17 protein-coding genes are annotated in these 18,789 nt (G+C 44.0%); 10 read left to right on the top strand and 7 right to left on the bottom strand.

From position 1 onward, the window contains the following. Window positions 1-112: 112 nt before the first annotated feature. From SNE26_RS12575 to SNE26_RS12550, 6 genes are read right to left on the bottom strand one after another with little or no spacing between them, the layout of a single operon-like run. Complete coding sequence (locus SNE26_RS12575; protein ID WP_321559703.1) at window positions 113-3,751, bottom strand: hypothetical protein; 3,639 nt, start codon at window positions 3,749-3,751, stop codon at window positions 113-115. Window positions 3,752-3,773: 22 nt separating this feature from the next. After that, entirely contained in the window at window positions 3,774-4,661 is an 888-nt protein-coding gene (locus SNE26_RS12570) for an ABC transporter ATP-binding protein (RefSeq protein ID WP_321559702.1), read from the bottom strand. A 16-nt stretch (window positions 4,662-4,677) separates the two neighbouring features. After that, entirely contained in the window at window positions 4,678-5,415 is a 738-nt protein-coding gene (locus tag SNE26_RS12565) for a hypothetical protein (protein ID WP_321559701.1), read from the bottom strand. Further along, window positions 5,399-5,806 carry a GntR family transcriptional regulator gene (locus SNE26_RS12560; RefSeq protein ID WP_321559700.1) on the bottom strand — a complete coding sequence of 136 codons (408 nt, stop codon included), beginning with the start codon at window positions 5,804-5,806 and terminating at the stop codon, window positions 5,399-5,401. Before SNE26_RS12560 ends, SNE26_RS12565 begins: the two co-directional genes overlap by 17 nt. A gap of 11 nt (window positions 5,807-5,817) precedes the next feature. After that, the gene (locus SNE26_RS12555) at window positions 5,818-6,588 is read right to left on the bottom strand and encodes a hypothetical protein (RefSeq protein ID WP_321559699.1); all 771 of its coding nucleotides are present in this window, start codon (window positions 6,586-6,588) and stop codon (window positions 5,818-5,820) included. Further along, a complete protein-coding gene (locus SNE26_RS12550; RefSeq protein WP_321559698.1) occupies window positions 6,581-7,429 on the bottom strand; it encodes an ABC transporter ATP-binding protein in 849 nt (282 codons plus the stop codon). The genes SNE26_RS12555 and SNE26_RS12550 overlap by 8 nt, the downstream gene beginning before the upstream one ends. Before the next feature lie 183 nt (window positions 7,430-7,612). Here SNE26_RS12550 and SNE26_RS12545 point away from each other — a divergent pair, with 183 nt between their 5' ends. The 3 genes from SNE26_RS12545 (at window position 7,613) to xth (ending at window position 9,749) form a co-directional block, all read left to right on the top strand. Continuing rightward, complete coding sequence (locus SNE26_RS12545) at window positions 7,613-8,626, top strand: hypothetical protein (protein ID WP_321559697.1); 1,014 nt, start codon at window positions 7,613-7,615, stop codon at window positions 8,624-8,626. Between the two features lie 42 nt (window positions 8,627-8,668). After that, on the top strand, window positions 8,669-8,860 hold the full coding sequence (locus tag SNE26_RS12540; RefSeq protein ID WP_321559696.1) for a hypothetical protein: 192 nt from the start codon (window positions 8,669-8,671) through the stop codon (window positions 8,858-8,860). Between the two features lie 112 nt (window positions 8,861-8,972). Continuing rightward, window positions 8,973-9,749, top strand: a complete 777-nt coding sequence (gene xth, locus SNE26_RS12535) for an exodeoxyribonuclease III (RefSeq protein WP_321559695.1) — start codon at window positions 8,973-8,975, stop codon at window positions 9,747-9,749. Between the two features lie 328 nt (window positions 9,750-10,077). Here xth and SNE26_RS12530 read toward each other — a convergent pair whose 3' ends face one another. Continuing rightward, window positions 10,078-10,689: a hypothetical protein gene (locus tag SNE26_RS12530; RefSeq protein ID WP_321559694.1), complete on the bottom strand. Its 612-nt coding sequence runs from the start codon at window positions 10,687-10,689 to the stop codon at window positions 10,078-10,080. A 484-nt stretch (window positions 10,690-11,173) separates the two neighbouring features. Here SNE26_RS12530 and SNE26_RS12525 point away from each other — a divergent pair, with 484 nt between their 5' ends. From SNE26_RS12525 to SNE26_RS12495, 7 genes are all read left to right on the top strand, one after another. Continuing rightward, window positions 11,174-11,362: a hypothetical protein gene (locus SNE26_RS12525; RefSeq protein ID WP_321559693.1), complete on the top strand. Its 189-nt coding sequence runs from the start codon at window positions 11,174-11,176 to the stop codon at window positions 11,360-11,362. Beyond that, a complete protein-coding gene (locus tag SNE26_RS12520; protein ID WP_321559692.1) occupies window positions 11,343-11,543 on the top strand; it encodes a hypothetical protein in 201 nt (66 codons plus the stop codon). The genes SNE26_RS12525 and SNE26_RS12520 overlap by 20 nt, the downstream gene beginning before the upstream one ends. Beyond that, on the top strand, window positions 11,536-12,501 hold the full coding sequence (locus SNE26_RS12515) for a sterol desaturase family protein (RefSeq protein WP_321559691.1): 966 nt from the start codon (window positions 11,536-11,538) through the stop codon (window positions 12,499-12,501). The genes SNE26_RS12520 and SNE26_RS12515 overlap by 8 nt, the downstream gene beginning before the upstream one ends. Further along, window positions 12,501-13,643, top strand: a complete 1,143-nt coding sequence (locus SNE26_RS12510) for a formylglycine-generating enzyme family protein (RefSeq protein ID WP_321559690.1) — start codon at window positions 12,501-12,503, stop codon at window positions 13,641-13,643. The genes SNE26_RS12515 and SNE26_RS12510 overlap by 1 nt, the downstream gene beginning before the upstream one ends. Before the next feature lie 196 nt (window positions 13,644-13,839). Then, a complete protein-coding gene (locus SNE26_RS12505; RefSeq protein WP_321559689.1) occupies window positions 13,840-14,016 on the top strand; it encodes a hypothetical protein in 177 nt (58 codons plus the stop codon). After that, window positions 14,013-17,102 carry a TonB-dependent receptor gene (locus tag SNE26_RS12500; RefSeq protein WP_321559688.1) on the top strand — a complete coding sequence of 1,030 codons (3,090 nt, stop codon included), beginning with the start codon at window positions 14,013-14,015 and terminating at the stop codon, window positions 17,100-17,102. The genes SNE26_RS12505 and SNE26_RS12500 overlap by 4 nt, the downstream gene beginning before the upstream one ends. Before the next feature lie 24 nt (window positions 17,103-17,126). After that, window positions 17,127-18,683 (top strand): RagB/SusD family nutrient uptake outer membrane protein, encoded by a 1,557-nt coding sequence (locus tag SNE26_RS12495; protein ID WP_321559687.1) that lies wholly within the window; start codon window positions 17,127-17,129, stop codon window positions 18,681-18,683. The last annotated feature ends 106 nt before the right edge of the window (window positions 18,684-18,789 follow it).

Here is an 18,789-nt window from a genome sequence, read left to right as displayed (position 1 = left end):
AACCCTGTTAACCCCCCTTTTTGTCAGTATGGTCAATCTAACCCAACACTATATGTTGCTTAAGTATCTGAATACGATAAAAAAAGAGGCTCATTTTACAGCCTCTTTTAGTTTAAAGATCTTTGATGTTATCGTTGGGGTTCCTGTCGATCAATTTGCTAAACGGGTCGATGCCTACAGAAGCAGGTTCTCCTTTAACAATAATGCTGAATTGCTGTTGCCCGCGTTTAAGCTTATACTTCTTAAGGTATAAGGTGTTACTCACCATCCGGTTACCGGCCCCTTTAACCTGCTTGCCAAAGATCCCGATGTCGATATAGTCGTTCATGTTAACGGCCGGAATGTCGTTGTTTTTGGCATCCTTCCAAACTTTATCAATATCAAGCTTAAGTGTGACTTTATATTCATTTTTAGTACCTGTTGGCTTGCTGCTTGCTTCAACCACCCTGTTATCGTACAGCGTAATTTTTTGCCAGGTATCGGCAAGGTAGTATTGCAGCGAATCGGGTACATGCTTTTGAAGGCATTGGTAAAGGTTGTTGGCTCCGGCAAAAGGGCCGTCTGTTTTAAAAGTATAGGCCTTTTTAAATTCACGCAGGGCAACATTGAGGCTGTCTTCACCAATCAGGTCGCGCAAGCCATATAAAGCTACACTTGCCTTGCCTCCCCATAAAAACCATTGATCGGCTTTTATCAAAGGATGTTCATTTTCATTAAGGTGACGCCTGATGAACAAGTAAAACCATAATTGGTCCAGCACAATGTAACGCATGTTATCCTTACCGTATTTACGTTCTGACATTACCAGTTGATCATAGTTCGACAGGCCTTCAGGTATTACCAGGCTACCTATGGTGCTGTTTGGCGCTGTCTGGAAGCGCCACCACTGTTGGGACAGCAGCCTTGTGGTACTGGCATAGCAATAATCAAAACTGTTTGGGTCCCTGAAATCAGCATTCCAGCCAAAATTTTCGGCATAAGTATCCAGGGTAGTCATGGAGGCATCCTGCGGTCCATAAACAGATGTTTCCACCAGGCGGATATCATTAAACGGATAGTTGCCGTAAACCTTGCTGTAATAAGTTAAGCCATCTTTATAAGCTGCAATATATCTGTCAATATTAATATTATGCTCCGGATGGTAATAAACCTCAATGTTCACCTGGCGGTCTAACTGAACGGTTGCTTTTTTAACGGCCAGTCTTTCGGATATAATACCCATCGGCATGTACATGCCCGGTTTATCCTGCACATAGTGAAAGTAATTACGACCGTTTTGCTGCCATTGTTTTACAAGCCGGCCAGGTGCTATAGCAGTTTGATCGGCCAGGGTGCCAATGGTCACATCAAGTTTCAAAAGGTCAGCGGCCCTTCCTGCTTTCAAGGTGCTGATACCTTCGGGATCATTTTGCTGTATTTCCTCTTCCTTTTTTTCGGGCAAACCGGCTTTTTTGCGCTCGTAAGGGCTGCTTAGCTCATCATCTTCATCATACCCCAAGCCGGGCAATCCCCCGTTAAAAAATGTGCCGTTATTAACAAGGGCAGCAGCATACATGCCATTGGTAAATCCTTTATACACTATTTCTGAGCTGATCTCTAATGTTAATGAATCGCCCGGCATCAACGGTTTGATGAACCGGTATAAACGGAAGTCGGCAGTATCTGTCTTCGGCCTGAACCAGTTGAAAAATCCTCTCGGGTAAAGCAGGGGAGTGGTAAAAGGAACTAATGTGCCGTTGGTTTTAAGCGAGTAGCCGGTAAGTTCATCACCGTCGAGCAGCATTTGTGATATGGCAACTTTGTTTTTATTGGTGATGGTTACCAATGCATGCGTAGATACCTGTTGCTTATCGGGATAAAGCTCTACCATCATTTTTATATCGGTCACTTTAGGCAGGGGAAGGTGCTCATACTTTTTCAGCGTTTTTTCATACATCACTGCCCTGGCTGTGTTTTCACTTTTGATGAGGTAGCTGTTTAAAAAGCTTACGTTGTAATAATTCCACCCGCCAACGGCAAAAAATGCTATGGCTACTATGGCAGTGATCAAAGCTGTGCTGCTGTTAAAGCGCTGCGGCAATAAACGTAGCCGCTCTTTAAAAGATGAGGTTACCCCCCGGTAATAAAATAATCCCGAAACAATGATCAGCAAACCCGCAAACAACAGCCAGTACAGGTTGAACCAGCTAATGGGCGCTGCCATATGCCCTATGCCGGTCATATCAGAAATTCCCGACGATGGCGTATATGAATACAGCAGCAGGTTATAGTCAAAGATGCCCGTTTTGCGTAAAAAGAAAATGATCACCCATAAAAAAACACCTATGCCATGTGCCGCGAATTTGTTATTAATAACAACGTGAACTACATAACAAAATACTACCATTTCCAGTAAAGAAGGCAGCAGTATATAGCCTATATAGATAAAATACGCCGACAGGTTCAATGTGTGATAGCCTTTTAACAATTGAACAATAACGCCGGTTATCATTGGGATAAAAGATAAACCGGTACCTATCAATAATAAGGTGATGAGCTTTGACCCGTTCAGGATCCAGTTTGGCGGCGGGAGTGAGTCATTAATAAAGGCATAGCGGGTAGTCCTGTCGCGGTGCAGGGTTTCGCCGGTATAAAACATCAGGATAAAGAAAATGAAGAATGGAAAAGCTTCATTAAAAATGGCCAGCAAGGTAACCGTACGCGGAAAATCAGGCACACCATTCCGGTTTTCGCCAAGCCAGAATACAAAGCCAAGGAACAAGCTGCCGCTTAGTAATATGATCCAGAAATAGTTATCCCGGATAATGTTCAGCACTTCAACTTTTACCAGGTTGCATAAGGTGTTCCAATTGTATTTGCCGGTAAAGCTAACATCAGGTTTAATGGTTACCTGGTTTTTAGTTTTTACCCCTGCCTCGTCAATGGCTGCCTTATCGCGCCTGCCGCTAAAGAAGCGCTCAAAGCTAAACCTGAAATAAGTAAAAAGTACAATAACTATCCCGATACCTCCCCATAAGATACGGTTGAGCATAAATGTACCGGTAACCGGGAATAAGGTGGTGTTCTGCTCAATGGTGCTTGACGAATTGGTTTGCATCCTGATACCGTTAAGCCCAAAAGGATCGCTGAGGTTTATTACCGTTGGATTGTTAATGTGGTTAAGGAAAAACAACGCAATGAAGTAAAACAGGAATAGCAGGATGCCGCCAAAGTAAATAACCTTTACATTGCGGGTGATTGCCACAAGTCCGAAAAACAGGGAGGATGTGAATAAAACGTTAGGCAGACCGATAGTGAAAAACGGGTGCAGGTAGTAAATGAGACTATTGGGGCCGTATTGCCTCGCATCTGTCCATCCCATAGCAGGGCCAAGCCTGGTACCTATGAAGGCGCCAATGATAACTGCCGTTGATATCAGGATCATGAAAACGAACGAGCCCAGGTAACGGCCCCAGAAATAGCCTGCTTTGGTGATAGGGTAGGTTAAATAGTAGTCTTTGGTATTGTACTCAATGTCGCGGTATAAGGCAGTGCCCATAATTGACGAACTCACCAATGTGATCATCATGGTGATGCCTGAGCACCACAAGGCAAGTACATAAGGCGCGTTGATGTGCTCTTTTTCGCCTAATGGTAACGACCCTGTTGAAAAAGTAAACACGGTAAATACCAGTGCGGCTAAAAAATACAGGTAAACGGCTGGCCTGCGGACCCGATTTTGGATCTCGAACAGAAATATTTTAAGAAACATAAACTATTGGTTTATAGTGGTTTTAAATGGTATCTACATCTATTCGTGTAGCGATGTTGCTGAAGTATACATCTTCCAGGTTTGGCGTGCTGCTGATAAAACCGTTGCCGGGTTCGGCTTCGTTGATAATGCGGATATGAAGTTTGCCGGTTTTAAGCTGCGTTGATATAACCTGGTAATCATCCTTGTAAAAGCCCAGCTCTGATTGGGTGATCACTTTGCTGTAAATCTTCCCGTTCAACTCATTTACCGCACTTTCGGGGTCACCTGAATATAAAACCTCGCCCTGGCAAATAATAGCGAAATTAGCGCAGAGTGTACTTACATCCTCAACAATATGGGTTGACAGGATCACGATGGTATTTTCACCCAAGCGGCTCAGCAGGTTATAAAAGCGGTTTCGCTCGGCCGGGTCGAGGCCTGCTGTGGGTTCATCGACAATAATAAGCTTAGGGTTGCCAATCAGTGCCTGCGCTATCCCGAAACGCTGTTTCATACCGCCGGAATAGGTGCCCAGGTGCTTTTTTCGGTCTTTATACAGGTTTACGTTTTCCAGTAATTGCAGCACAAGGTCTTTACGTTCGGAGCTGTTACCAACGCCTTTGAGCTGGGCAATATGGTCAAGCATCCGCTCGGCCGATATTTTGGGGTAAACACCAAACTCCTGGGGCAGGTATCCGAGCAGCTGGCGTACTTCTGTTTTGTTTTTCAATACGTCCAGGTCATCTAAAAAAATGCTGCCTTTATCGGCCTCCTGCAGGGTGGCTATGGTACGCATCAATGATGATTTACCGGCCCCGTTTGGGCCAAGCAGGCCAAACATGCCGTTGTTCAGGGTCAGCGAAACATCTTTTAAAGCATGTACGCCGTTGGCATAGGTTTTTGATAGGGAGTTGATTACTAATTTCATGATTTGCTAAGTTTGGTTATTTGTTATTGCGGATCATCCTGGTACTACCGTTCAGAATAAGTTTGGCACTGTCGGCAAGTTTATAGGTTATGCTGCTGAGGCTGTCATCCTTGATCCATAGGCAGCTTTTATTCCTGATATCAAGATTTGTTTTTTCAAATTGGTTGCCTGTTTCAATAGATAAGTTTGAAGCACTGCTGTTGCTTTTGCCGATAACGGCATTTAATATATTAAACTGGTTATTTTTTAGTAAGATGGTGGAGGCATGGTCCTGGATAATATTAAGTTTATCCCCGCTGAAACCACTGATGGTGGTGGCGCGCCATTTGAAGTCTTGTGCGGCAGTGGTATCGATAATTTGAGTGTCGCCTGCCTTGTATTTTGCATCGGCATAAAACGCATCTAATTGCGGAAGAGATATGTACAGAACGTTTGGAGCTTGTACATTATGAAAGTTATCTTTAAACGCAGCGCGAATAAAGAGCGAATCCTGCCGTTGCTCAATTTTCATGAACTCCATGGCGCCAGGGTCGGCAAGTACTTTGAACGGGCCTTTTACAAGCATAATGTTAATTGCTGTGGATGAAGCAAGGTCAATAACCTTGAAATTTTTGAAATTTAGGATGCGAAAACCATTATAAGGGTTTTTATACTCCCCTTTCAAATACTCTGCTTTCAGCTGAAAGTCATAGATCCCTATCGAGATTATTAACAGCAGTACCGCGCTAAGTAGGGATTTATTGCTTGTTTTCATTGTTGGTTGCCTGGTTTAGTTCATTATTTTGTTGCGCCTGAAAGCTTTGATATTGCAGCCTGATCTCATCTATCGATATACCTAACAGATACATGTTTTTAAAAAGTTCGGGCAGGTTTTGACGTACAAAGTTTTCTTTGCGGTAAGCTTTTACCTTGTCAAAACCGCCATCGGCCACAAATAAGCCGAGGCCACGTTTATTATAAATAATTTCAAGCCCCTGCAAAAATTCGTACGATCGCATAACTGTATTAGGGTTCACTTCCAATTCCACAGCCATATCACGTACCGAGGGGATCTTTTGCCCGGCGGGCCATTTACCCATCAGGATCTGGTCGCTTACAAAAGCCGCTATCTGGAGGTATATCGCTTCGTTATCTTTAAATTCCATTATCGTTTTTTTTAAGCCTGTTTCTCCTTGAATCTAAAATATGCCGCCATCCAGAACAGGAGTGATACAACGGGAACAACAATAAAAACCCAGGCAGATTGCTGCGCATTTAAACCAACGGAATAAAAATTTACACCATCCTGGAAATTCAGAAATGCAAAAGGCATTACCGGTTTGATCGGCCTGCCAACAATAAATCGTACAAATACGGAATTCACAAGGATCAGCAGGGCATAAAAAATAAAGAAACTGAAACCTATTTTTATAAAGTGTAATTTTTCGAACCGGATTGCTCCATATAGGGTAACAGCATGCAGAAATGAAAAAAGCATTATTACCAGCACAAATTTATCCTGAAACAACGAAAGTATTTCACTTTGATGCCCGGGCCAGGGTTTTAGATTCATCAGTATAACTAATACCAGGTAAAAAACGCCGGTATAAACCAAAAGGAATATTACGTACGAATAAATCCAGCTAACCATGAACTTCTCAAGGGGCGATGCAGGCAGGGTTAATATTGGAATTGCCCTGCGTTTATCGCCGAGGTCGGTAAAGATGGTACTTGTAAATAATGGTCCTGCTATCAAAATAAGAACCCCAAATATGGCCATTTGAAAACCGGCATCTACCGGCCCGGGAATCATATAAAAAATGAACGAGCCACCAAGCAAAAATACCCCTGCCAAAACCGCTGCCGACATCAAATAGGTGCGGTAATGCTCTACAGTGTGTTTCATAAACAACAGGCCAAAGCGTTTTAAACTGAAGTAGTTATTCATGGTTTGTAGTTGGTTTTAGCACGTTTAATAATTTTCCGCTGTTGGTCGTTGCGGCATTAAATAATAATTCGAGGTCCATTTTACCGTACTTACCGGCCGTGTTTTGTACAATGGCGTATTTGCCCATAAGGGTATCTTCTTCATACAGTACATTCATCCCGGTAAGGTCTTTAAACACGCTGAAAAACAGTTTTTCGGTAAGCTCATCTACTGTATTTTCAATCACAATGCGGTGGTCATCCAAAATTAAAACTGTATCGATAAGGCTATCCAGATCCCTTACCTGGTGGGTTGAAATAATAATGCAGCGCTCTTCATTTAAAACCGATGCGATTAATTTCCTGAACTGAACTTTTGAAGGGATATCAAGCCCGTTGGTGGGTTCATCAAGTATGAGCACGCTGGTATTTGTAGCCAGCCCGAAAGCAATGATTATCTTTTTTTGCTGTCCGTATGACATTTTGGTCATCAGCAGATCGGGATCAATGTCCAGGATTTTCAGATAGCTGTAAAAGTCGATAATGCTGAAGGCCGGGTAGAAGCTCGCTGTCCTGTCCAAAAATTGCCCCGGGGTTAATGCCGGTACATAAACCTCTTCGGCAATGAAATAAAGATCCTGAAGGGTGGATACAAGTCGCTTTGAGCTTTTTGTTCCGTTAATAAGGCAATGACCTGATTGCGGAAAGGCCAGGCCGGCTATATTTTTCAGGAGGGTTGATTTCCCGGCTCCATTTTTACCCAGCAGGCCATAAATGTGGCCGGCCTTTAATGAAAGGTTCAGATTTTTGAACAACGGCTTGCTGCTGTTGTAGCTAAAATTCAAATTACTTATTTGAATCATTTTATAGTGTATTAGTGTGGTAGTACACTGCAAATGTAATTAAACATTTTTAAAATGCAAGCGGTATTTTATTGAAATCATAAAAGCTTATTTCAATACGGGTTGGTTAGGTTGGAAATATTACCCGATAGTTAAAACCTTGCCATAAAAAGCTTGTTTAAAGGATACTAAATTTAAACCTTCATGGCACTAAAAAAATTTGCACAAACCCGATGGGATATTGAAAGTCAGCGGGTAACATTGTATCCTTATCGTATTTTTAATGTACTCAGCGTTGGTTTCGCGGTAATATTTACAGCCTTTATTATTTTCTTTTGTATAACACTTTATCCCGATCCGTCGCAATCCGTATCGTTAATGATACCCATGTTTTTGGGGCTGGCGATTATTGTTGGCATATTGCGGGGAGTTGGCCGTACATCAGTGGTTTTTGATAGCAGTTCCCAGGTGATGCGTAAAAGGCTTTTTGGTTTGCTTAGTATCCGTTCTGAAAAATTTGATGACCTGGATAATATAGGTGTTGTACGTAATACCATGGGAGGCTATAATTATCGCGCTTTCCCAAAAAGAAATAAATATGGCAAAGGGGTTGTAGTATCGGCAAATTATATAAAAAATGATGACGCAAACGCCATCGCCTTAACCCAGGAAGTGTTCCCGGTAATTATGCAATTCCTTTCGGCGGGTTACATCGAGCCCACTTATGCCGATACAGCTATTACCGATAAATTTTATGACTCCCACCCGCCTTATTATGCAATTAAGCGTAAGTGGATTGGAGGGCTATTGATTGGTTTATGTTTGATAGCCCTTGCTTTAAATGAATTCATCAATCAATCTATGACTCATGATTCGGACCTTTTTCATAAGGTTTTAGTTATGGGGGGATGTTTACTGGGGGGAGCAGCGTTTGTATTTGCCGCCTTCACCAAAATAGTTTTCGATACAGCGAACAAGACGGTAAGCAGGATCAATCCGCTTGGTATAGGTAACCAAACTTTTGCTTTTGCCGATTTTATCAATTTTCAAATCACCAGGCGTACTTATAATTTCGTTTATTCGGGTACCGATATTAACATGTATTTCCAGGTAGCGGGATCCGGTAAGCAGAAGGCATTTGTTATTAAAAGCTTTTCGGGCACAAAAAAGATAGACCGTTTTTTGCAGGAAACAAGGCACATCATGGAGCTTAAATAATCATTCGGGAAAACCTATCCGAAGTTTAGCGGTTATTTAATTATGTCAAAGAAGAAAACCATGCCAAACGAGCCAGATGAAATGCCGGTAAACCCGGAGCGGCCGGAGATCAGGCAGCCTACAGATCCGGGAGAGCCGGAAATGCCCGAAGAAGCGCCGGAGAATATCCCGAATGAAATTCCTGATACCGAACCAGGCCAGCCTGAAGTAGACCCGGATGAGTTTGAAAAGTAAGGGAATAATTTATCGTTCATAAGCCATTGCAACCAATTTGCTTGCGAAGGGTGGCCGCGCTTTTTATATTTTGAAACGAGCATGGTATAACCTAAACTATTTAAATTGCATCATGAAAATAGCTACGTATAACGTAAATGGTGTAAACGGGCGACTGCCTGTTTTGCTCCGCTGGTTAAAAGAAACATCCCCTGACGTTGCCTGCCTGCAGGAACTTAAAGCTCCACAGGAAAACTTCCCGGAGCAGGCCATACTTGATGCAGGTTATAAAGCCATCTGGCATGGCCAAAAAAGCTGGAACGGCGTTGCGATACTGGCAAAAGACAGGGAAATTACAGAAGTATGCCGGGCGCTTCCCGGCGATCCTGAAGATGAGCATAGCCGTTATATTGAAGCGCTTGTTGATGGTATTACCATTGGCTGCCTGTACCTGCCCAACGGCAACCCGGCCCCCGGTCCTAAATTTGACTATAAATTGGGTTGGTTTCAACGCCTGAAAATTCATGCAGCCGGTTTACTTGCAGCTGATAAACCCGTTGTACTAACCGGCGATTATAACGTTATGCCTACCGAGCTTGATGTTTATAAACCGGAGCGCTGGGTAAATGACGCGCTCTTTCGCCCCGAAACCCGCGAGGCCTTTAAAACATTGGTAGAACAGGGCTGGACGGATGCTATCCGCAAACTTTATCCTACCGAAGTGATCTATACCTTTTTCGATTATTTCCGCGATGCCTACGGCCGTAACGCCGGTTTAAGGATCGATCATTTTTTGCTGAGCCCTCATCTGGAAAAGCGGCTCGTTGCTGCAGGCGTGAACAGGGACGTTCGCGGCTGGGAAAAAACAAGCGATCACGCGCCGGTTTGGATCGAGTTGAAAGATGCTTAATGAAAAACAGGGTCTGCGAAGCTTAAATGACATTAGGCATGGAGGGACTGTCATCCTGAGTGTTTAATCCCGCGGCCTCTGAAGGAGATATGACATTTCTCCGCCCGTCATCCTGAATTTATTTCAGGATCCCACGGGATAGGTAGGCGATTTGCTTAGCACGCGGCTTAGCAAGTGGGGTGCTGAAACAAGTTCAGCATGACCGTCTTTTTAATTATGTTATGGGTAGCTTGTCGAAGGACGCGCGCAGAGGCCCCACCCACCATGCTTCGACAGGTTCAGCATGACACCCATTTTTTAATATTTTATGGGTAGAAACGAACGTATTTTACCTCCGCATTGCGATGTTTTCATGCACCCATCTAACCTCGTCCTCCGGTGTCACTTTATCTACAGTACTGCTTACCCGGCTAAATGTAGCTGCGGGGAAATCATAAGGTTTGCTATCATCAAAAAATGGCCCTGCAACGCCAAGCATCCAACCGTTTTTAGCAGCCCAGTGGGGTGGGTTTACACGGTATTTAAACACCTCATAATGGATAAAATTACTTCTACCGTCAAAGTCAATGGTAACCCGTTTAATATGTTCTATCTCGTCGGGGCAGGCATCCAGCTCGGTAGGGAATTCCAGCCATTGGGCCAGTGAGCTTTCAGCCCCTTTAATAAGTGTATGATATTCTTCGGGAAACAGGTGTAGTTCGCCAAGTTCTTTTAAATATAAAAAGGTATCATAGCGGGTTAGCAGGTTTTGGGCAAAGGGCAGCACATCTTCAGCAGTAAGGCCGGCAATAGTTTCCGCTTTTTTATAAAGTGGTAAAATCCTGGCCGATCGCTCCAATTCCAGTTTCTGTTTCTTCTTTTTAACGTCAAACAGCCTGAATGCAGCAAACGCTATTATGAAAACAATAATGGTAATGACAATAAGGGTAGTTAGATCCATAATGATATGAATATAGGATTTGTGTGGGTGTGTTGTGAAATTTATTGTGCAACCAGTAGAAAAAGTTGGAGCGATTTCTCCGTTTCCCATGCTGTGTGACTGCTTAAAAGATTTAAATTCATCAAAAAATATTTTATTTATATAAATTCTATAGAATTAGTAGTATTTATCAAATCTTTTTTTACATTTGCCTCAGAAAATTAATCACAACAAATTAAAATCATTTAAAAGCACCCACCATGCAACCCGAACTTTTACCTAAATACGGCCTTGCTAATAATCAGTTAACCGCTGCTGCTTTTACTTCCTGTTGTTATTCTTGTTGTTGCTGTTAAGCGGCACAAGGGTTAATCCCTTCTCTATGATCGTGCGTTGATAGTGCGGTATCCCAGATTTTTCAATTCATTACATTATTTACCGGGCATTGCTGCTTTGTGCGGATCGTTATGCACTGCCCTATTGTTAATCATTTAATTAATTCATTATGACCATTAACGACGTTTCCCTGATTGGGAAAAAGGTACTGGTTGGCATTATTGTAACCTTGATACCTTTTATTATCATTTTCGGCGGGTTGTGGCTTGGCCGTAAGCTTCTTGAGCAGCGCTCTAAAACTAAACAGGCATTAATTATTCAACCTCAAACTAACGGTTATGAAACTGGAAGAAGCTAAAAAGACAAGGATCGTTAAAAATGCTATCCTGAGCCTGTTTTTGTATACGCTGCCTATCGTGCTCATGTTTGCTACATTTTATATCACCGGCGAACGTCCATGGGAAAAGAAACAGCACCATAAACAACAAACTGTTATAAAAAACAAAACCATAAACTCACAACCACAAGACAATGATTGATCAGATAAAACAAATAATAGAAAACCTTAACGGATATGGTTTCTCCGTGCTGGTGCTGGTACTTGGCGTACTGGAATTTTCTTTCGGTCTTTATAAAAAACGCTGGAACAAAAATGAAAAATGGGTAGATATCGCCTGTTTCACTATTCCAAAGCTGATAGTGAAGCCGTTGGTTGCTTATTATGGCCTGAAAGTACTGCCTGCTATTCTGCCTGGTTTTAAAGATACTTTTAGCTGGGTTCCATTTTTCTGGGGATTTATTATCATCGCGATAGCCGATGATCTTACCCAATACTGGTACCATCGCTTGCATCATGAAATACCGTGGTTATGGCGTTTTCACCGTACGCACCACTCGGCATCATACATGGGTATGGCAATGGCCAGCAGGCAAAACATTATCTATACCATTTTCTTTTCGCAAACTTATTTAACTACCGCGTTGGTTTACCTTGGTTTAGGTATCCCGGCAGTAGTAGTAAAAGGTATCAAAGGGACTATTACTACACTGGCGCATTCAAGTATCCCATGGGATAAACCATTTTATCAATATAAAATATTGCACCCGCTGGCCTGGGTTTTGGAGCGTACGATATCTACTCCGGCAACGCATCATGCACACCATGCAGCTACCACCGATGATGGGGTAGGGTATTACAAAGGCAACTTTGGCAATATGTTCTTTTTGTGGGATATCATTTTCGGTACGGCACATATTTCTCGTCAATACCCTAAAGCTTATGGGATATCACATTACGAGGGCGATCAATGGTATGCACAACTGGCCTGGCCTTTATTTAAATCAAAAGTGCCCGGAAGTGAGCTTGCCGCCGATGGACCGATGGTTAAAGAAGATGTTCCGTTGCAGCCTCATCATTTGTACAGACCTGATAAGGTCGAAGAGCAGTCGGCAGAACAGGTTGATGCAGCTTTTCAATTACAACCTGTTAAAGCGTAATGAATAAGATTGTACTTATACTTTTTAGTGTTATATGGATTGCTTCATGCAGACAACCGGAGAAACCGGCGGCGATTATTGCGGTAGCCAAAGTTCCCGGTATTAAAAAAAAGGTTTGCTGCGAATCAAATATCCCTAACAGGTTTAAAGCAGCGGGGTTAAGCGGTGCGGCGCTTGCCCTGCCCGATACAGGTGATACCCATGCCAGCCATGCGGGGATGGCATGGGTGCCGGCCGGGACTTTCAGGATGGGGGCCGATAACCAGCAGGCCGAACCTGATGAGTACCCTAAGCATGACGTAACGGTTGATGGCTTTTGGATAGATAAAACAGAGGTTACCAACACCCAGTTTGAAAAATTTGTAAAAGCAACAGGTTATGTTACCACAGCCGAGCGTAAGCCTGACTGGAACGAGCTCAAAAAGCAAATGCCCCCGGGTACCGAAAAACCTGCTGATAGTTTACTGGTTGCGGCCTCGCTGATATTTGTGCCGGCAAATAAACCGGTTAATCTCAGCGATTACAGCCAGTGGTGGGAATGGAAAACAGGTGCTAACTGGAAACACCCGCACGGGCCGGGCAGCGACATTAAAGGCAAAGGCAATTACCCGGTAGTACAGGTTTCCTGGTACGATGCCGTAGCTTATAGTAAATGGGCCGGCAAACGTTTACCAACCGAAGCTGAATGGGAGCGTGCGGCAAGGGGCGGATTGGAGGATAGAATCTATCCCTGGGGTAATGAAAAAGTAAGTGAAGGACAACCGAAGGCAAATACCTGGGAGGGAAGTTTCCCCTATAAAAACACCGAACGTGATCATTATTATTACCTGGCCCCGGTTAGCTCGTTTGCACCAAATGGTTACGGCTTGTACGATATGGCCGGTAACGTTTGGGAATGGTGTGCCGATTTGTACAATAACAATTATTATAAAACAGTAAACAGCCCGGCAGGAGTTAAAAACCCTAAAGGTGCTTCAAAATCATATGACCCGGACGAGCCTTATGCCATTAAAAGAGTGGTGCGAGGTGGCTCATTTTTGTGTAACGACAGCTACTGCTCTGGTTATCGTGTATCACGTCGGATGAAAACTACCGAAGATAGCGGCATGGAGCACCTCGGTTTCAGGTGCGTAAGCAACTAAATATTAATACCCCAATAAAATAATTGACCTGCCTGCTAATGCGGGCATAATAAAGAAAGGACTATGAAATAATCTGAACAAGTACATACTGCAAATAAGGGAAAAGCAAAGCTTTTCCCCGGTCATTAAAACAACGAAACAGGGATCGATTGGCGTTGAGCCTGTTTCAATGGTGTCATTTTAACTATTCAAATCTATGCAAAATATTGCAAATGCAGGGGTTGGCTATGCGTTGCCTTTCCCATTGCATGCAGCTGCTTTTACGCTGCAAATAATTGAGGATGCTTTTCATCCGCAGCAATTATACAGGCCGTTTAATGCGGTTACTGATCAGTCGTCCGGTTTTTCATCTTCTAAAAACCAGTCGACATGAAAAAATTGCTATTAATCCCATTCCTGCTGCTTATTGCTTTTCCGCTGTTAACTATCGCGCAGCAAACCCAGCCTATAATTAATTCAAGACTGGTTGGCCGTGTTATTGACGGTACTACCAAAGAGCCGCTTCCGGGTGCCGTGGTCCGTATCGAGGGTACTACGCACGTAGTTTCAACCGATATTGAAGGTAAATTCAGCTTTGTCACCGGGCAAAAGTTTCCTTATAAACTGATTGTCACTTTTACCGGTTATGAAAAACAGGAATTTATTGCTGATGGCAGCCCGGTTGAAATTAAGCTTAAAGACGCCCAAACCCAGTTAAACCAGGTAGTTGTGGTGGGTTACGGATCGCAAAAACGTAAGGACATCACAGGTTCAGTAGCATCTGTACCTGCACTGGCTTTAAAACAGCCGGTTCCCTCGCTCGACAGGGCTTTACAGGGCGCTGTATCGGGCATACAGGTTACACAGGCCACCGGGCAGCCGGGAGCGGGTGTGACAGTGCAGGTGCGTGGTGTAAACTCCATCAATGCCGTTGCCGAGCCATTGTATATTATCGATGGCTTTCCCACCTCAAACAGTAACTCACTTACTGATGCGGGTGTAACCAATGGCCCGAAGATCAATCCGCTGGCATCTATCAATACTTCGGATATCGAAAGCATTGAGGTTTTAAAAGATGCTTCGGCCACGGCTATTTATGGTACACGTGGCGCAAACGGTGTAATTATCATTACCACAAAAAAAGGTAAAGCCGGCGTGTCATCTATCAATTATGATGGCAGCTATGGCAAGCAGGAAGTGATCAAAACGCTCCCGTTGCTCAATACTCCGCAATGGGAAGCATTACGTAATGACGCTTTGGCAAACACAGGGAAAACCGCCCAAACAGAAGCGCAGCTTAATCCCTACAACGCCAATACTGATTGGCAGGATGCAGCCTTCCGTAAAGGGAGCTCACAAAATCACAGCCTTTCAATATTTTCAGGTACCGAGCGTACAAGGCTTGCTTTTTCTGGCAACTACTTTAAACAGGATGGTATTTTACAAAACACCAATTTTGAGCGTTATGCCGGCAGGGTAAACGTAGAACATGATTATAACGATAAGTTCAAGATCACATCATTTATTACCGGCAGCCGTACTACTGCGCAAATTGCGCCCCAGGGCGTAGTACCAGCCATCTTGCTGATGACGCCTACCACGCCGGTTTATAACGCCGATGGTTCATTCTTTATCAAAAACGTATTTGAGGGTACTTACGGAAACCCCATCAATACACTCTATAATCAAACCAATACCACTACCACAAGCCGCATTTTAGGTAATATTGCCGGCGATTACAAGATCACCGAAAACCTTACCGCAAGGGTGTTGGCCGGTGTGGATATCATCGACAATAAGCAAAACCGTTACCTGCCATCTACCGTTTACGAGGGTTCGGGCTATTCGGGCCTTGGCGAGGTTGGTACCCTTAACTCATTCAACTGGCTGAATGAAAACACGCTTACCTACAATAAAAAATTTGGTAAGCACTCGTTAAATGTATTAGCCGGTTTTACACAGCAGCAATTCAAAGCCGAAGGTGCAATTACAGGTTCATCGGGCTTTGTGAGCGATTATGACACTTTCAATAACCTTGGTTCGGGAAGTGTTACTTCGGTATCGGGCAGTGGTTTTGCCATTGCGCCATCGTCATCGTCAAATACCTGGGCTTTAAAATCATATCTGGGCAGGATAAATTATGGTTTTAACAGTAAATACCTGTTAACCTTAACCCTGCGTACTGATGGCTCATCGAAATTTGCACCGGGGCATCAATGGGCATCCTTCCCATCAGCCGCCATAGCCTGGAATGCATCGAGCGAAGATTTTCTGAAAAATGTAACTGCCATCAGCCAGTTAAAATTGAGGTTAAGTGCGGGTCAAACCGGTAATAGCGATATCCCGGCCTACCAGTCGTACTCACAATTAGGTTACTACCGTTACAATTTTGGTAATTCTACAGTTGCGGGTTTTGCGCCCAATAGTTTGTACAATCCCAACCTAACCTGGGAAAAAACAAGTCAGTACGATTTTGGTTTCGACCTGGGCCTGTTTAAAGACAGGGTTACGGTAACGGCCGATGTGTATTACAAGAAGACTACTAACCTGCTATTATACCTGCCTTTACCGGCGACAAGCGGTTTAACTATTATTACCAATACAGCTATTACCAATCCGCAGCAATATGAAAACGTGGGCTCGGTACAAAATAAAGGTTTTGAGTTGGGTATTAACTCGCGCAATATTGTTGGCAGTTTTGTATGGAACACCAACCTGGTATTTGCACTTAACCGTAACAAGGTGCTGAGCCTTGGCGGTAACGGTGTTAACCAGTTCATCCCCGATTCGTCACTGCCGTCTATCATTAAAGTTGGCGAGCCTATCGGCTCATTTATCGGCTACAAAACCAATGGCCTGATCCAGGCTGGTGGGCCGGTACTTACTCCTGCAGCCAATACCGCTCCGGGTGGTCAAAATTACCAGGATATTAATGGCGATGGCAAAATAACACAGACCGGCGACAGGGTGATCCTCGGCAACTCGCAACCTAAATTTACAGGAGGTATCACCAACACATTCGCTTACAAGGGTTTTGATTTAAGTGTTTTCTTACAGGGATCATATGGTAATAAAATCTATAACCAGCAAAGGGGTGTTTTGGAATTAGGAACAGGTTATACCAATGCTACTACCACACTGTTAAATCGCTGGACACCAGCCAACACCAACACCGATGTGCATAGTGCTTATCAGGACCCGGCTGCAACCATATCCGACAGGTTTGTTGAAAACGGTTCGTACCTGCGCCTTAAAAGTCTTGGTTTTGGCTACACCTTCCCGCAATCTGTTCTCTCCAGGTCGCCTGTTAAAAAGGTCAGGATTTACGTGAGTGCCCAAAATCTGGCAACCTGGACAAAATACACCGGTTACGATCCTGAAGTAAGCAGTAACGAGCAATCGGCAATTACCTCGGGAGTTGATAACGGGGCTTACCCCAATAATAAATCTGTAATAGTTGGCATAGGGCTTACCCTGTAAAGGCTACACCTTGATTTTTAAGATATGAAGACGAAAAATATTAAATACCTCATTATACTGGTTGCCCTTGCCGCTGCCTCATGCGCCAAGCTCAATGAAGACCCGCGGTCGTTTATCCCGGCAAGCCAGTTTTATAAAACCCAGGCAGATGCCGTTGCTGCAGTTACCGCGGCTTATTCCCTGTTGAATGGCGGCGCAAACGCAGTGCAAACACCCTATAATACCCTTTTTAACACCGGTATGAATTTTATGGGCGATGATGAGGGCCCGGGGCCTGGCGCCACCAATGCCGACGTACGCTCCCAGTCGGTATTAGGCCATTCAGCATCGGGCCTGCGCATTTTGCAGATCTGGCAGCAGCACTATGCCGCTATCAAAAAGGCCAATATTGCTATCGATACTATCCCCAATATCAAATTTGATGCAACGCTAAACAAAAGGCTTGTTGCCGAAGCTAAGTTTTTAAGGGCTTTGTACTACTTTAACTTAGTGCGTTTGTATGGCGATGTGCCTTTGGTATTGCACGATCAAACCTCAATTAACTTGTCTGATCTGCAAATTCCGAGAACGGCCGCCGCCACCGTATATACTCAAATTGAAACCGATTTAACAAATGCCGCTACCGATTTGCCCAACAGCTATACAGGTGCAGATGTGGGCAGGGCTACCGCCGGCGCAGCTTATTCACTGCTGGCTAAAGTTTACCTTACCGAGCGTAAATGGGATAAGGCTGTGACGCAGGCCGAAGCTGTGATTAATGGCCCATATGGGTATGATCTGTTTGCCAATTATGCTGATGTGTTTTTGCCCGCTACCGAAAATGGCAAGGAGCACATTTTTTCGGCGCAGTTTAAATCAAACTCGCAGGGGCAGGGCAATAACCAGGCCCCCCGGTCTATACTGAACGGTATTCCCGGTATGGTGGGCAGCTATGCCGATCAGGTAGTGTTTTACTCCGTGCCCGATGCTACCAAACCCGGCGGCGTTGATAAGTTTTTCAGTATTTATAAACTATACCCTGCCAATGATAAACGCAAACGGGTGAGCTTTGTAACCCGTTTCCAAAGCCCAACCACCAGCCTTTGGTACGGTAAGCTTAATGATGCTACCATAGCTAACGACTCTATCCCATTCTTTAATAAATATTTTGATCCAGGCGTGGTATCTAACGAAGCCGAGTCTGGCGCCAATGTATCTATTATCCGTTTCTCAGATGTATTGCTGATCCATGCCGAGGCTGAGAATGAATTGAACGGGCCGACAGCCAAAGCTTATGCATCCATTAACCGGGTAAGGAAACGTGCCGGGTTGGATGAACTTGCAGGGCTTGACCAGGCATCCTTCCGTGATGCGGTTTACTTAGAACGCAGGCTGGAGTTTGTATTTGAGTACCAGCGCTGGTTTGATTTGATCCGTGAAAGGGATGCATCGGGTAAAGGCATTCTTGAGGCAAGCCTGCTGAAAGTTGGCAAAACCAATGTAAGCAAAGGTGCGGCGGGCAAATTTTACCTGTTCCCGATACCTCAGCAGGAAATTGACAATAGCAATGGTAAGCTTACGCAAAATCCGGGCTGGCAATAGAAGCTGATGAACTGAGCGATGCGGGCAATGGCCTGCGCGATTCCCCTCTTGAGAGCAGGGCTGTTGCATTCTAAATATTATAAGTTAACTTGAGGTCAAAAAAGTT

This window comes from Mucilaginibacter sp. cycad4, assembly GCF_034263275.1.
In the GTDB taxonomy this organism is placed as follows: Bacteria; Bacteroidota; Bacteroidia; order Sphingobacteriales; family Sphingobacteriaceae; genus Mucilaginibacter.
Note: the sequence above shows the minus strand (reverse complement) of the source record. Positions and strands in the feature narration are given on the sequence as shown.

Bases quoted from the DNA above. Each gene is read 5' to 3' on its own strand.
- SNE26_RS12575 (WP_321559703.1), bottom strand. From the start codon at position 3,751: ATGTTTCTTAAAATATTTCTGTTCGAGATCCAAAATCGGGTCCGCAGG.
- SNE26_RS12570 (WP_321559702.1), bottom strand. From the start codon at position 4,661: ATGAAATTAGTAATCAACTCCCTATCAAAAACCTATGCCAACGGCGTA.
- SNE26_RS12565 (WP_321559701.1), bottom strand. From the start codon at position 5,415: ATGAAAACAAGCAATAAATCCCTACTTAGCGCGGTACTGCTGTTAATA.
- SNE26_RS12560 (WP_321559700.1), bottom strand. From the start codon at position 5,806: ATGGAATTTAAAGATAACGAAGCGATATACCTCCAGATAGCGGCTTTT.
- SNE26_RS12555 (WP_321559699.1), bottom strand. From the start codon at position 6,588: ATGAATAACTACTTCAGTTTAAAACGCTTTGGCCTGTTGTTTATGAAA.
- SNE26_RS12550 (WP_321559698.1), bottom strand. From the start codon at position 7,429: ATGATTCAAATAAGTAATTTGAATTTTAGCTACAACAGCAGCAAGCCG.
- SNE26_RS12545 (WP_321559697.1), top strand. From the start codon at position 7,613: ATGGCACTAAAAAAATTTGCACAAACCCGATGGGATATTGAAAGTCAG.
- SNE26_RS12540 (WP_321559696.1), top strand. From the start codon at position 8,669: ATGTCAAAGAAGAAAACCATGCCAAACGAGCCAGATGAAATGCCGGTA.
- xth (WP_321559695.1), top strand. From the start codon at position 8,973: ATGAAAATAGCTACGTATAACGTAAATGGTGTAAACGGGCGACTGCCT.
- SNE26_RS12530 (WP_321559694.1), bottom strand. From the start codon at position 10,689: ATGGATCTAACTACCCTTATTGTCATTACCATTATTGTTTTCATAATA.
- SNE26_RS12525 (WP_321559693.1), top strand. From the start codon at position 11,174: ATGACCATTAACGACGTTTCCCTGATTGGGAAAAAGGTACTGGTTGGC.
- SNE26_RS12520 (WP_321559692.1), top strand. From the start codon at position 11,343: ATGAAACTGGAAGAAGCTAAAAAGACAAGGATCGTTAAAAATGCTATC.
- SNE26_RS12515 (WP_321559691.1), top strand. From the start codon at position 11,536: ATGATTGATCAGATAAAACAAATAATAGAAAACCTTAACGGATATGGT.
- SNE26_RS12510 (WP_321559690.1), top strand. From the start codon at position 12,501: ATGAATAAGATTGTACTTATACTTTTTAGTGTTATATGGATTGCTTCA.
- SNE26_RS12505 (WP_321559689.1), top strand. From the start codon at position 13,840: ATGCAAAATATTGCAAATGCAGGGGTTGGCTATGCGTTGCCTTTCCCA.
- SNE26_RS12500 (WP_321559688.1), top strand. From the start codon at position 14,013: ATGAAAAAATTGCTATTAATCCCATTCCTGCTGCTTATTGCTTTTCCG.
- SNE26_RS12495 (WP_321559687.1), top strand. From the start codon at position 17,127: ATGAAGACGAAAAATATTAAATACCTCATTATACTGGTTGCCCTTGCC.